Here is a 13,428-nt window from a genome sequence, read left to right on the forward strand (position 1 = left end):
TGACGCAGCTGGACGCCGTGCTGACCCGGCGCACGCGCTGCATCCTGCCGGTGCATCTGTTCGGGCAGATGGCGGACATGGGGCCGCTGCTGGAATTGGCCGGCCGCTACGGGCTCACCGTCGTGGAAGACTGCGCCCAGGCCTGCGGCGCCAGCTACCACGGGGAGTGCGCCGGAAGCCTCGGCGATGCCGGGGCGTTTTCCTTCTATCCCACCAAGGTGCTGGGGGCTTTTGGCGACGGGGGGCTGGTGACCTCCTCCCGGGCTGATCTGCACGACCGCCTGCGCAGGCTCCGTTTTTACGGCATGGAATCGGGATATTACGCGGAGGAGGAAGGTTACAATTCCCGCCTGGACGAACTGCAGGCTGCGCTTTTGGACAGCAAGCTCGACCGGCTGGACCAGGCGGTGGCGCGCCGCCGGCGCATAGCGGAGATCTACGACGAAGGACTGGCCGGGGTGGGGGATCTCCGGCTCCCGGTCGTCAGGCCGCGGCGCACCCACCAGTATTACCTCTACACCATCCGCACATCCCGGCGCGACGAGCTGACGCGGCATCTTGCCGCTCAAGGTGTGGAAACGAAGGTGAATTACCCCGATCCCATCCACCTGATGCGGGGCTACCGTTTCCTCGGATACTCCGCCGGCGACCTTCCGGTCACCGAGCGGCTGGCAGCCACCATCGTCTCGCTTCCCATCTACCCTGAACTGCCGGAGGAGCTGGCCGCACGGGTGGTCGCCGCCATCCGGAGCTACTTCGCCTGAGGGGGGCGGGCCATGAACAGCATCGAGTATGGCCGCATGTACCACGCCGAAGACCGCCACTGGTGGTACCTGGGGCTGCATGAGCTGATTGTGCGGACCGTCGAGCGGGAGTCGCGGCGTCTGGGGCGCCCGCTCGATATCTTCGATGCGGGATGCGGCACCGGGAGGCTCTGTCAACTCCTGAACGCCCGCGGCCACAAGGTGCAGGGGTGCGACGCCTCCCGGGAGGCGCTGCGGTTTTGCCGGTTGCGCGGCGTGGCGGCCGTCTCGCTGGCAGATCTCAACTCGGTCGAGCTGGAACCGGCAAGCTTCGACCTCATCACCTCCATCGACGTGCTGTACCACACCGGCGTCACCGACGATGTAGCGGTCATGCGCCGGTTGCGCAAGGGGCTCAAGCCTGGGGGGATGCTGATCCTGAACCTGGTCGCCCTCGAATTTCTGCGCAGCACGCACGACATCGCGGTACACACCAGGGAGCGCTACACCAGGGGGGGGCTTGCCAGGCGGCTGCGGGAGGCCGGATTTGACATCGGCTATGCGAGTTACCGGGTCACGTTGCTGTTTCCCCTCATCTGCCTCTACCGTCTGCTCCTGCGGGCGCTCTCCCGAACGGATGCCGGGGTGGATTCGGACCTCTCTCTTCCGCATCCGTTGCTGAACGCCCTGCTTTTGGGAGTGATGCGACAAGAAAATCGGCTGCTGCGCGTGCTGCCGTTGCCGATCGGCAGTTCGCTATTCGTAGTGGCCCGCAGGCCAGACACCCCTTGTAATGGATAAATGACCATGAAAAAGAGAAAAAGAGCCAACACCCAGGGCGACCAGGTCGGACCGGCATCCGCTGACAAAAGCCTGTGGCAGGATCCCTTTGTACATCTAGTGCTCATTGTCGCCGCGGGGTTTGCCTTGTATTGCACAACCGTGTCGGTGCCGTTCGTGTTCGATGATTACAGCTGCCTGGTTCAGAATCCGGTGATCAAGAGTTTCAGATGTTTTCCAGACACCAGCAGGGTCTTCGATCTTTCCGTGAATCCCGACCTGAAAAACAACCTCATTCTGCGCCCGGTCGCCTACTTCACCTTCGCCCTCAACTACCGTTTGCACGGTCTGAACCTGTTCGGCTATCACCTGGTAAACATTTGGCTCCACATCGGCTCCGCCTTGCTGTTGTATTATCTGGTCGGCCTGACGCTGAAGACGCCGGCGCTGTCCGCCGGCGAAACGGGCAGGGGAAATGAAGACACCCATTGCCTCCCCCTGTTCACCGCCCTGTTGTTTTTGTGCCACCCCCTGCAGACCCAGGCGGTGACCTACATCATCCAGCGCTTTGTGCCGCTTGCCACCTTCTTCTACCTTGCCGCCCTGGCCCTCTATGTGCAATCCCGCTTGGCCTCCCTGCCGAGGCCGCGCCTGATCGCCTATCTCCTCTCCCTGGCCGCCGCCGTGCTTGCCATGGAATCCAAGGAGATCGCCTTCACCCTTCCGGCGGTCATGGTCCTTTTTGAGGCCATCTTCTTCAGCGGCAAGCCGGCCGCAAGGTTTGCCAGGCTGGTCCCCTTCCTGCTGACCATGGCGATCATCCCCCTCAAACTGCTGCAGCTGCCGTCACCGGCAAAACAGCCGGAAAAGATCTCCGGCGCCATGAACCTGGTCAACTTCAGCGGCGTGTCGTGGTGGGACTACCTGATCACCCAATTCGGCGTGATCGCCACCTACCTTCGGCTGCTGTTTCTGCCGGTGGGACAAAACCTCGATTACGATTACCCGCTGCAGCAGAGCTTTTTCAAACCGGAGGTGCTGCTGCCTCTTGCCCTGCTCCTCGCCATCCTGGCAACTGGGATCTACCTGCTGAAACGCTCCGGGACCAACCCGTTCTACAAGATCATAGCCTTCGGCATCTTCTGGTTCTTCATTACCCTGTCCGTGGAATCGAGCATCGTTCCCATCGACGACCTGATTTTCGAGCACCGCGTCTATCTCCCTTCCGTCGGCTTTTTCATGGCCCTGCTCGCCGGTGTCGCCGTGCTAACCAAACGGTTCCTCGGGGAATCGACGGCAAGCCCGAGAACCGCGACCTTTCTGCTGGCAGCCGTGGTTTTAACCCTCTCCGCAGCGACCGTTGCGCGGAACAGCCTCTGGCGGGACGAGGTGGGGTTCAGAAGGGATGTGGTGAGCAAAAGCCCCAACAAGGCCAGGACCCACATAGGCTTGGGAGCGGCATTGCTGCGGCAGGCGGAGGTGGATATGGGCAGCTTTCTGGAAGGAAAGGTGTTGAGGACGGACCGACACCAGCAATACCTGGAGGAGGCTGTCACGGCCTATAAAGAAGCCATCCGGCTCTCCCCGAAGGTGGCGGAATCTTATGTAAAACTGGCCCAGGCTCTCGTGATGCAGAAAAGATTCGACGAGGCGATCAGCTCGCTGGCGACCGCGATAAAACTGGAACCGGCAAGTTCGTCGCCGTACGTCGTGCGGGGTGACGTGTTCCAGGAAGAGGGGGATGCCGTGCAAGCCAGGCAGGAGTACCTCCAGGCGATCAAAAACGAGCCGTCAGACCCGTTCGCGCACATGAAACTTGCCGATCTCTACACCAAGGAAGGTGATATCGAGAGCGCGAGAAGGGAGCTGGAATTCGTCATGCAGGTATACCCGGACGATCAGGCGCGCGAGAAGCTTGCCAAGCTGAAAGGGAGCTGAAGAGACATGTCAAACCGCGCTTTAAGAAGGGAGGCCGGCTTGCCCGGGGCAGTCAATCCCAATCGAGTGCTCCTGTTGCGCCCCCCCCGACCCGCTGCAGGGGTCGGCGTTGTTGAGCCATACGCGCCCCATGAACCTGGCCTATCTGGCCGCCATGCTCCGTACCGCGCAGTTCGAGGTCGCCATCCTCGACTACGAGACCACCCGTTTCAGCGCAGCGCACCTGCAGCAGGTTCTGAACGACATGCGGCCGCTCGTGGCGGGGATCACCTGCACCACGCCCACCGTCACCTCGGCCGCGCGGCTCGCCGCAGCCATCAAGGCGCAGGCACCGGCGGTAGCCACCGTGGTGGGGGGGGCGCATGCCAGCGCGCTGCCGCAACAGACCCTTGAGGCGTGCTCCGGCTTCGACTACGCCGTGATCGGCGAAGGAGAAGCGACGCTGTTGGAGCTCTGCCTCCGCCTGCGTGACGGCGGCAGCGACCGTGGGGTGGCGGGCATCGCCTTTCGCGATGGCGACCGGGTGGCGATGGCCCCGCCCCGCCCGCTGATAGCCGATCTGGACACGATCCCCCATCCGGCGCGTGATCTGATCGACTTCGCCGCTCAGGCCGGGCACTCCAGTCGCGGCTTCTCCAACCGGGTCCTTTCCACCGAACTGTTCACCTCCCGCGGCTGTCCGGTCGGTTGCTCCTTCTGCGCCATCCAGACGACCTTCGGCAAAACCGTCCGCTTCCGCGACCCGCTTTTCATTGAGGATGAACTCTGCCGCATGGTGCGGGAGCATCGCTTCAACCACCTGGTGGTCGCCGATGACACCTTCACGCTGTTGCCGGAGCGCGCGGCGGCCATCAGCGAGATCCTGGGACGCAGCGGCATCGAATCCTGGAACTGCGACACCAGGGTGAACGCCGTGTCGCCGGAGTTGCTCAAGGTGATGAGGCGTAACGGATGCGAGAAGGTCGCCTTCGGGGTCGAATCTGGTAGCCAGCGCATGCTGGATCTGATGGGCAAGGGTATCGGCGTCGAGCAGGTGCGTAGCGCCGTCCGCTGGGCGGAGCAGGCCGGCATCCGGCACATCGAGGGGAATTTCATCATCGGCAGCGATCCCTCGGAGACCCTGGAGGAGCTAGAACTGACCCGCCAACTGATCTGCTCACTCCCCTGGACCTTCGTCTCCGTTGCCGTTATCGTCCCCTATCCCGGCACGCCGCTGCGCGAGCGGATGCTTTCGGCAGGGCTGATCGAAAACGAAACGGGGTGGGAGGATTACGTGATGTTCGGCAAACGACCGGGGTGGCGAACCGAGCATTTCAGCGCCGAGCAACTGTTGCAGCATCAGCGTTACCTAACCCGTTCGTTCTATCTGAGGCCGTCCTACATGATGTCGCGGCTGGCCTCGATCCGCTCTTGGGGAGAGCTTCGGTACTGGACAATAGCAGGGATGTCCTACCTTAAGTGGTACCTGTCCGGCAGAAGCTGAGAAAGGAATGACGGTCGCATGCTGTTGCTGTGGGACCTAGAACGTGGAATCCCTCATACGGCGCGCACCTGGAACAGGGAACATTCCCAAGGCCCCAGCTCGACATACAGACCGGCATCCCTCATGTCGTTGCCGCTTCGTTCGAAGGTCTCACCAGAAAGCCTGTCGTCTAGGCACCACATTTTACCTCTCATCTCATCCCACGGAACCCTGACGAGCCCCTGGGTGGGCCCGGCCGAAAAATTCACGACAATGAGATAGCGCTCGTCATCCTTGACCCAGCACCAGGTAAGAATATTTTGGCAGCTCTGGTTGTCGGGCCAGCCGCTCCGCTCGCAGAGGCGCCAATCACCATTGCGGAAGAGATCGCGGCCGGTCTCCTTCAAGAGCCTTTCGTAAAAGGCCGCAAGGTCCTGATCCACCGGCTCTGCCGGGCGACGGTTAAGAAAGACCGGCAGCCTGACCTTTAGGCCCTCCAGCTGCCCCTCGTGCAGCACTCTTGCCCCTGGGAGAGTAAGGATCGCCACGGCGGCAGCGCGCCCTTTCCCGTCCGGAAACGTGACAGCTGACCTCTGCTCGTCATGGTTCTCGATGAACCGGACCATCCCCTTCTGGTAGGAATAATCCGCCAAAAGGTGCAGCCGCACGCTCTCGGCATCCCCGTGCTCCATCCGGTCGTAGAGTTTCTTGTCGTAGCAGAAGTCAAACCCCTGCTGCAGCAGTTCCCACTCCAAGTCCCAGTAAGCCTCGGCCAGAAACCTGAACTCCGGCCACCGCGCTTTTACCGCCGGGATGATCGTCCTCCAGTAGTCGCTGAACGGCTTCGCTCCAGCACGGGTCCCCCAGGTGCGCTCGAAGATATCGTTCAGCACAAGCATGGCCATATCGCAGCGGATACCGTCGCACTGCCCGGCGATCTCCACGACCGTCTCGATGACCGCCAGCCGAAGCCCCGGTTGGAAGGCGTTGAGTTGGAGTACATCAGGCCACGCCGGGAAGTAGGGGTCCCGGCCGCAGGCAAATACCTCACCTTCCGCCTCGATGAAGGAGGCCGGATCGCTGCACGCATCGTCAGCATTCCCCAGAAGGAAGCATTCAGGATGAGCGCTGACCCATGGGTGGTCTGGGGCTACGTGGTTCGGCACAAAATCGAGGATGAGACGAATGCTGCGCTTTGCGAGCGCTTTACGGGCTGTTGCCAGCCCCTTCGGGCCCCCGAGATGCTCGTCGACCACGTAGCGCCGCACACAGTAGGGTGACCCCACATTGTCCTCCGGCACAAAATCAGGAAGGGTACGTCTGAAATCCTCGAGGAGTCCCTGATTTAGCCTTGAGATCTTGACCCCTGACGGGCTACGCTCCCACACCCCCATGAACCAGACGACGTCAAAGCCATGTGACGCGATGGCATCCCACTCCTTCTCCGGGACCGTGGCGAGGTTCACGAGACTCTGGTATTTGCGGCCCAGTTCACCCAGCCACACCCAGGTGTTGATTTCGTATATGACAGGATGCAGAGGCCATGTTTTCACTTCCTTGCCTCCTCGAATCAACGTGTCCATACCGAGGTGCGCCCAAAAAAGGGGATGCCGATAAAACCACGGACTTCTAGCCGATCGGGTGACACCAAATGTATTTCTCCCCGATAGGTCTTGCCGCTTTCCGGGTCATAGAAGGTACCATTTCCCCAAGTGTTGCCACCCTGTTCGGTGAACCCATTCATTATCCGCAAGCCGATAAGCGTGTGGTTTCTCAGTGCTTGATCTGGATTTTTTCGGTCAATTATCGGCGTGCCAACCTGCCCATTTTTGCTATCGGCATATTTCGGTTCCTTCAGCCAAACAATTTCGCCGCAGATTTTCTCTCCACACCGCAAAATTTCAACTTTCGCCTCATCCCCCTCTGTTTTCCATGTTCCCAAAAGGTCACTCAGCCCCGCGCCGAAGGCTGTTGTCACTGTCAACGGGATCAATGTAAGTACCATAAGAACTTTCATAAAGTTGAACCGCTATAATTTCAAGAGTAGAGCAAAGGATTAAAGTCAATGAATCTATATTACCATGCATCGTAGTGCCGGTCTGCAGGCCCGGGTTGACTGGTGCAGTTTAGTTGCTGATGCAGGCACAGCGTTCACAGCAAGACTTCGCTGCCTTGCACAAATGCCATGTAATTGCAGGGCCATGGTCCAATCATAGGCGAGCTGCTTGGTAACGGGGGATGGAATCGCGCGTTTGGGATGGACCGTAGCCGGTAAGTCCATAGCTTCTTTCGCTGGTCACGTCAGTTTTCGTGGGAGCTGGTATGTCGTGCTGCGATAAAAATGACTGCCAGAATTATGGTGAGTTTTTTGTTCATCCCGTCCCCTTCGGTTCAATCCAAACCCTTCTTCTCGAGAAACCTGTACATCTGGTCGGCAATTTCGAGGTTGTTCAGATCCGAGAATGGAAAGTGTGTGTTGCCACGAATGCCTATTTCGGGAAGATGCACGACGGTCACATCGCCACCGTGGCGGTTCACCGCATCCCTCCATAGCCTGGCCATCGCCAGTCGCACCCGCCATTGGTCCTGACCAGGGTTGGCAATCGGTTTCTCAGGAATGTTGTCGCCGTAGAAGATGATGATCGGGATTTTGGTGAGCTTCATGAACTCCGGAAGAGGCACGCCGACCGCCTCCAACGGACCAGCTGAGCTCGGCATCGGAGCAGGTACTTCGCCGTTCGGGAAGATGAAATTGCTGCCTGGTTCATAAGCAACGATGGCGCGTACATTCTGGCTCTTGATGGCCGTGCGCCACCCCATGCCCCCGCTATGCGAATGCGTGACCAGAATGCCCGCTCCAATCTTGTTGAAAAGTGCGGCAATGGCGTCTGAGTTAACCTCGATATCGATGGGACCGATGTCGGGTGTCATCTGGCGGAAGTACTGATTCATGGCCTCCGGGTCACCTGAGAACTGCACGCCAGGGAAGAAATTGGGCCAGACTCCGAGGCGAAAGATGTCGAACCATTTTTGTTCGTCGGCCACCGGTGTTACGGTACTCGACTTGGTGCTACGCCCTGCATTGCCACGACGAGGCTGATCAACCAGGTACACCCCGAAACCGCGGCGCAGGAAAATGTTCTGATACCCCTCGCGTCCATCCGGTGTAGTTTCCCAGGTCTTAGAGAACTGCCCGAAGCCATGCCAGAGCACGAGGGGAAATTTACGGGCGCGCACCGGAAGCTGGTAAAACACATAGGCGTGGTCCCCGTGGAATGTTTGCCCTTCAGGGGACATTTTGATGGGATCGAAAGTGCCGGGGGTAGTGACCACCGTTCCGCCGATAGCGAAGCTGCCTTGTTCCTGGATGACCAGTGGTGAGGGCTTTTCGTTCCCTCCAGCCATTGCCCATGACGAGGCAAGCACGCTGACGAAGACCAGCATGAACGCGATGAGCGATTTCCCTTGTTTGGCAGTCATGGAATCATCTCCTTTTCAGGTTAACGCAGTACCTTACCGAAGAACCCTTTCAGCTTTGAAACTACGGGCGCTACATACTGCGGCTTGTCGTACAAGTCCATATGAGTTGCCCCGGGAATCAGGAAAGCCCGCTGTGACACCAACCCATCTACTTGCCCGTTTCTGCGTCAGAGTTTCTACCGCTTGCCATGAGGTTAACTTATACCTCAAAGGGCAACGGCAGGTAGACCGATCTTGTGCGATTCTTGCCCGATCATGCGGAAATCCGTTATCACTAACGCAACTCCCTCCCCAATCATGCATCCCACTCCAAGATTCCAGTAGGTGGATCCGGGGACGATCACCGGTTCTCGTGTTTCAGCCGATGATAGAAGGTTACTGCAGAAGGAACCGGGACCGGTAGGCCGATCCTTCAGGATTATTGCCCGATCTTGCGAATCAGCGGATAAGGGTTGTTCTGCGAAATTAGGGTGGGTACTATGCAGTCAGGAGGTGTCTATGCAGAATGATACGGATAACCAGACGTTTGAAGGCGATAAGCTGGAGGTCGCCATCGCGACTTTGGGGGGGAGTATTGCCCGATGGACCGGGTATGATTACCCAAGGCGCCAAACAGGTGGTGCTCGGTGAGGACACGCGCATAGGGGTTACAGCTGCATGCCCAGGCGGCGCATCTTTTCTACGAGGGTGGTCCGGTTGATGCTCAGCATGTTGGCGGCACGGGCCTTGACTCCCCCGGCTAGCTGCAGCGCCTCGCTGATCATCCTCTTCTCAATCTCGTTTATGGTCTGCACCATGTCTATGCCGTTGGGTGACACGCTGGTCGGCGAGCCGTCCAGGTAGTTCTTGGACACGTTGGCGGGGAGATCGCGCAGGGTGATCTGGTCCCCCTCGGTCAGCGCCACCACTCTTTCTATGATGTTCTCGAGCTCCCTCACATTCCCGTTCCAGGGATAGGCCTCCAGCGCCTCCAGGGCCTCCTTCTCCAGATGCATAATGGGACGCTGCATGGAGCGGCAGTTCTTCTCCAGGAAGTGCTTGCTGAGCGGCAGTATGTCCTCGATGCGCTCCCGCAGGGGAGGGATCAGAAGCGGAATCACGTTGAGCCGGTAGAAGAGGTCCTCGCGGAAGTTACCCCGCGTTACTTCCTCCTCAAGGTTGACGTTGGTCGCAGAAACGACGCGAACGTCGAGCTTGATCTGCTTGTTCGATCCCACCCGCTCCAGTTCCTGCTCCTGCAAGACGCGCAGCAGCTTGGTCTGCAGGTGCATGGGGAGTGTCCCGATCTCGTCCAGGAAGATGGTCCCCTGGTTGGCCGCCTCGAATTTCCCTACCTTTTCCTTCACCGCCCCGGTGAACGCTCCCTTTACATGACCGAATAATTCGCTCTCCAGCAGGTTCTCGGGGATGGCGGAACAGTTGACCGCCACGAATGGCTTCTCCTTGCGATTCCCGTTGAAGTGGATCGCCTTGGCTACGAGTTCCTTGCCGGTTCCTGATTCTCCCAGTATGAGGACGGTTGAATCGGTCTTGATGATCCTCTTCATCCTCGTGAAGAGCTGCTGCATCGGCTGGGAGTTTCCTATGATGTTGGAAAATTCATACTTCTCCCGAAGCTGTTTCTTCAGGTAGACATTCTCCTTGAGCAACTGTCCCTTCTCTACTGCCTTGTCGATGATGATGCGGAGTTCGTCTATGTTGAGCGGTTTGGTGATGTAGTCGTAGGCTCCCTTCTTCATGGCCTGGACCGCCGTCTCAGCCGAAGCGTGCCCGGTGACCAGGATCACTTCGGTACGAGGTGAGTCTGCCTTGATCCTGGTGAGGATGTCGATGCCGCTCATATCCGGGAGGAGCAGATCGCTGATCACGATGTCGAAGGGCTCTCCGGCCATGAGGCTGAGCCCCTCCTTACCGCTGGAGCAACCCTTGACCATGAAGCCGTTTCCCTTCAGCAGGATGAGGAGCGCCTCCCGGCTCCCCTGGTCGTCCTCTATTATTAGTACCTTTATGATGGCTTTCATATTAGCAAATCCCCATCTTGCGATTTTTCTTGATAACATGTATGTGCACATTTGGCAAGGCTAATCAACCGGAGCCGACTATCGCGGGCCGACGTGGAGGTGGCATCGTGGACATCTTTGGATTATTTCCGTTGCTGCTGGTGGTGGTTTTCCTGATAGCCATTCTCGCCAACGCGATCAGGGTATTGCCGGAGTATGAGAGGGGGGTGCTCTTTCGCCTGGGACGGGTCAAGAATGTTCGCGGTCCGGGGCTCATCCTGATCATCCCCGGCATCGACAAGCTGGTCAGGGTATCGTTGCGGATCGTGGCCATGGATGTCCCGTCGCAGGACGTCATCACCCACGACAACGTCACCGTCAAGGTTTCGGCCGTCATCTATTTCAGAGTGATCGACGCGGTGAAGGCGGTGGTGGAGGTGGAGAACTTCCTCTACGCCACCAGTCAGCTCTCGCAGACCACGTTGCGAAGCGTGCTGGGACAGGTCGATCTAGACGAGCTACTGGCGAACCGTGAGAAGATAAACAAGGAACTGCAGGAGATCCTGGATCGACAGACCGAGCCGTGGGGGGTGAAAGTCACCCTGGTCGAGGTCAAGAATATAGATCTCCCTCAGGAGATGCAGCGGGCGATAGCCAGGCAGGCGGAGGCGGAGCGGGAACGCCGTGCGAAGGTCATTCATGCGGAAGGGGAGCTGCAGGCCTCGGAGAAACTGGCCGCCGCTGCTGCCGTGATGGCAGGGGAACCGATGTCGCTCCAGTTGCGCTACCTCCAGACGTTGACGGAGATTGCGGCGGAGAAGAACTCCACCACCATCTTCCCCGTCCCGATAGATATGCTGAAGATCTTTCTGGAGAAGCGTTAAGGGTGAAAGGTGAAAGGTGAAAGGTGAATGGTGAATGGTGAATGGTGAATGGTGAATTCGACCGTAAGGTTTCCTCTGTGTCCCTCTGTGATCCTCTGTGGTTGAAGGTTCTCGTCTCTACATCGATGTTGTCTTCCCCTCTGGAACAGGATATGATGGGATCACTGCTGTGACAGTAGCCATCTCTGCAATGACAGACAGCAACGACGGGGGAAACAATGCTTAACGATAAACTTGCCACTGGTTTGAACCAGCAACTCAACAGGGAGCTTTATTCCGCTTACCTATATCTCTCTATGTCATCCTACGCCGGCTCTATCGGACTGAAGGGGTCTGCCAACTGGTTCATGGTACAGTACCAGGAGGAGATGGTCCATGCCATGAAGTTCTTCGCCTTCATAAACAGCCGCGGGCATCACACCGATTTGGCCGCCATTGCCGCTCCTCCGACCGAATTCTCGGGGTTGCTGGACATGTTCCAGCAGACGCTGGTCCACGAGGAGTTCATCACCAAGTCCATCAACGAACTGACGGACCTGGCGCTGGCAGAGAAGGATCATGCCACCCACATCTTCCTGCAGTGGTTCATCACCGAGCAGATCGAGGAAGAGGAGAACGACCGCGACATCATCGGCAAGCTCAAGCTGATCGGGGATAACGGGCAGGGACTGTTGCTGCTGGACAGCGAACTCGCCACCAGGGTCTTCGTGCCGCCTCCGGCTGCTGCGGCTTGAACCTGAAGACGTTTAACAGATCCTGTCCATCCCTGTGGACAGCCGTTGATTCTAAATAAAAAGGCCCGCGAGTTGCGGGCCTTTTTAACTTCAGTCTCTTCGTCTTATCCAGTCTTATCTACTGTTGCGGCTTCTCTATCTTCGCCGTCTTCTTCAATTCCTCGATATAGTCGTTGACGTCCTTCTGCACCTTCTGCCTTTTCAGGAAGGGGACGATCTTCTCCTTCACATCTTCGAACTTCTCCACCGACTCTTCATGTTTCTCGGTAACCCTGATGATGTGGTAGCCGAACTGGGTCTCCACCACGTCGCTTATCTCGCCCGGCTTCAGGGCGAAGGCTGCTTTCTCGAAGGCCGGTACCATCTGCCCGTGGCCGAACTCGCCCAGATCGCCGCCCTGGGCGCTGCTCGGGCAGGTCGACTCGGCGTTGGCGATGGCCGGGAAGTCGCCTCCCTCCTTCAGTCGCTTCAGAATCGCCTCTGCCTTCTCTTTCGCCTTCTTGCGGTCCTCGGGGGAGGTCTTTTCATCAGTCCCTATCAGGATGTGGCTGGCCTTGATGCTCTCGGGCTTCTTGAAATAGGCATCGAGGTTCTCGGTGTAGAACTTACGGGCTTCCTCGTCGCTGACCGTGGCCTTGGCGGCGAACTTGGTCTCTATGAAGTTGCTGATCAGGATGTCCTTGCGGGTGAAATCCCTCATGTCCCTGGGCGTCATATCGACCGCCTTGAGGGCATTTTCGAATTCCTCGGTGGAGGCGAACTTAGCCTTGTTCTCCGCCACCTTGTTCGCCACCTGCTTTTCCAGGTCTTTCACCTGGACCTTGGCCGCCTGCTGGAAGAGCAGCTCCGCGGAGGTCAGCTGCTCCAGGGCTGCAGCCCGGGCCTGAGGCATGACCTGGGCCTGGACGTTCTGCGGTACCTGGTTCTGCGCCAGCATCACTTTCACGGCGCGGTCCAGTTCCAGACGGGTGATGGTCGTTCCGTTGACCTTTGCCATGACGTCATTGGGAGAGGTCTTCGGCTCTGCCTTGGCTTGGTCTTTAGCTTTATCCTGGGCCAGATCCTTTGTCGGTTCGACAGGCTGTGCTTTAGCCTGATCCTTCGACTGTTCCTTGGGCTGCGTCTTTGCTTCTTGTGTGGACTGATCCTTGAGCTGTTCTTTCGCCTGCTCTTTGACGGCCTCTTTAGTAACGGCTTTGGCCGCTACGTCCGCGGCATGGACTGACATTGCCGGGACTGTCATTGCCAGCAGCGCGGCGAGGGTAGGGGTGGCGATTCTTTTGAAGGAAGGCATGCCGATCTCCTTTGGGGTTTTTTGGGATAGTAGCATCGATGTTAATCTTTTTAAACATCAAAAAAATGGCTATGAGTATAACGGTATCTTATTTTTTATCTTCGGGGGTTTTA

The 13,428-nt window shown here is 58.3% G+C and carries 11 protein-coding genes; 6 read left to right on the forward strand and 5 right to left on the reverse strand.

Features of this window, described 5'->3' with window-relative positions:
• The 4 genes from AC11W3_RS10160 to AC11W3_RS10175 form a co-directional block, all read left to right on the forward strand.
• On the forward strand, positions 1 to 764 hold a 764-nt coding region (locus AC11W3_RS10160), incomplete at its 5' end, for a DegT/DnrJ/EryC1/StrS family aminotransferase (RefSeq protein ID WP_484092962.1).
• 12 nt (positions 765 to 776) lie between these two features.
• Positions 777 to 1,544: a class I SAM-dependent methyltransferase gene (locus AC11W3_RS10165; RefSeq protein ID WP_484092073.1), complete on the forward strand. Its 768-nt coding sequence runs from the start codon at positions 777 to 779 to the stop codon at positions 1,542 to 1,544.
• A gap of 6 nt (positions 1,545 to 1,550) precedes the next feature.
• Positions 1,551 to 3,461 (forward strand): tetratricopeptide repeat protein, encoded by a 1,911-nt coding sequence (locus tag AC11W3_RS10170; protein WP_484092074.1) that lies wholly within the window; start codon positions 1,551 to 1,553, stop codon positions 3,459 to 3,461.
• Positions 3,462 to 3,573: 112 nt separating this feature from the next.
• On the forward strand, positions 3,574 to 4,944 hold the full coding sequence (locus AC11W3_RS10175) for a B12-binding domain-containing radical SAM protein (protein ID WP_484092075.1): 1,371 nt from the start codon (positions 3,574 to 3,576) through the stop codon (positions 4,942 to 4,944).
• A 53-nt stretch (positions 4,945 to 4,997) separates the two neighbouring features.
• Here AC11W3_RS10175 and AC11W3_RS10180 read toward each other — a convergent pair whose 3' ends face one another.
• The 4 genes from AC11W3_RS10180 to AC11W3_RS10195 form a co-directional block, all read right to left on the reverse strand.
• On the reverse strand, positions 4,998 to 6,476 hold the full coding sequence (locus AC11W3_RS10180; RefSeq protein WP_484092076.1) for a hypothetical protein: 1,479 nt from the start codon (positions 6,474 to 6,476) through the stop codon (positions 4,998 to 5,000).
• Between the two features lie 17 nt (positions 6,477 to 6,493).
• Positions 6,494 to 6,928 carry a DUF2147 domain-containing protein gene (locus tag AC11W3_RS10185; protein WP_484092963.1) on the reverse strand — a complete coding sequence of 145 codons (435 nt, stop codon included), beginning with the start codon at positions 6,926 to 6,928 and terminating at the stop codon, positions 6,494 to 6,496.
• A 386-nt stretch (positions 6,929 to 7,314) separates the two neighbouring features.
• A complete protein-coding gene (locus AC11W3_RS10190) occupies positions 7,315 to 8,403 on the reverse strand; it encodes an alpha/beta hydrolase (RefSeq protein ID WP_484092964.1) in 1,089 nt (362 codons plus the stop codon).
• Between the two features lie 647 nt (positions 8,404 to 9,050).
• The gene (locus tag AC11W3_RS10195) at positions 9,051 to 10,424 is read right to left on the reverse strand and encodes a sigma-54-dependent transcriptional regulator (RefSeq protein ID WP_484092079.1); all 1,374 of its coding nucleotides are present in this window, start codon (positions 10,422 to 10,424) and stop codon (positions 9,051 to 9,053) included.
• 104 nt (positions 10,425 to 10,528) lie between these two features.
• Between AC11W3_RS10195 and AC11W3_RS10200 the strand changes: the two genes are divergently transcribed.
• Complete coding sequence (locus tag AC11W3_RS10200; RefSeq protein WP_484092144.1) at positions 10,529 to 11,287, forward strand: slipin family protein; 759 nt, start codon at positions 10,529 to 10,531, stop codon at positions 11,285 to 11,287.
• Between the two features lie 218 nt (positions 11,288 to 11,505).
• Positions 11,506 to 12,021, forward strand: a complete 516-nt coding sequence (locus AC11W3_RS10205) for a ferritin (RefSeq protein WP_484092080.1) — start codon at positions 11,506 to 11,508, stop codon at positions 12,019 to 12,021.
• A gap of 118 nt (positions 12,022 to 12,139) precedes the next feature.
• On the opposite strand, the gene AC11W3_RS10210 is transcribed toward AC11W3_RS10205, so the two are convergent.
• Positions 12,140 to 13,315 (reverse strand): peptidylprolyl isomerase, encoded by a 1,176-nt coding sequence (locus tag AC11W3_RS10210; RefSeq protein ID WP_484092081.1) that lies wholly within the window; start codon positions 13,313 to 13,315, stop codon positions 12,140 to 12,142.
• Positions 13,316 to 13,428: the final 113 nt, after the last annotated feature.

Source organism: Geomonas sp. (assembly GCF_056994735.1).

What these genes read in the sequence shown, in the direction of transcription:
- AC11W3_RS10165 (WP_484092073.1), top strand. Translation starts at nt 777, where the DNA reads ATGAACAGCATCGAGTATGGCCGCATGTACCACGCCGAAGACCGCCAC.
- AC11W3_RS10170 (WP_484092074.1), top strand. Translation starts at nt 1,551, where the DNA reads ATGAAAAAGAGAAAAAGAGCCAACACCCAGGGCGACCAGGTCGGACCG.
- AC11W3_RS10185 (WP_484092963.1), bottom strand. Translation starts at nt 6,928, where the DNA reads ATGGTACTTACATTGATCCCGTTGACAGTGACAACAGCCTTCGGCGCG.
- AC11W3_RS10190 (WP_484092964.1), bottom strand. Translation starts at nt 8,403, where the DNA reads ATGACTGCCAAACAAGGGAAATCGCTCATCGCGTTCATGCTGGTCTTC.
- AC11W3_RS10195 (WP_484092079.1), bottom strand. Translation starts at nt 10,424, where the DNA reads ATGAAAGCCATCATAAAGGTACTAATAATAGAGGACGACCAGGGGAGC.
- AC11W3_RS10205 (WP_484092080.1), top strand. Translation starts at nt 11,506, where the DNA reads ATGCTTAACGATAAACTTGCCACTGGTTTGAACCAGCAACTCAACAGG.
- AC11W3_RS10210 (WP_484092081.1), bottom strand. Translation starts at nt 13,315, where the DNA reads ATGCCTTCCTTCAAAAGAATCGCCACCCCTACCCTCGCCGCGCTGCTG.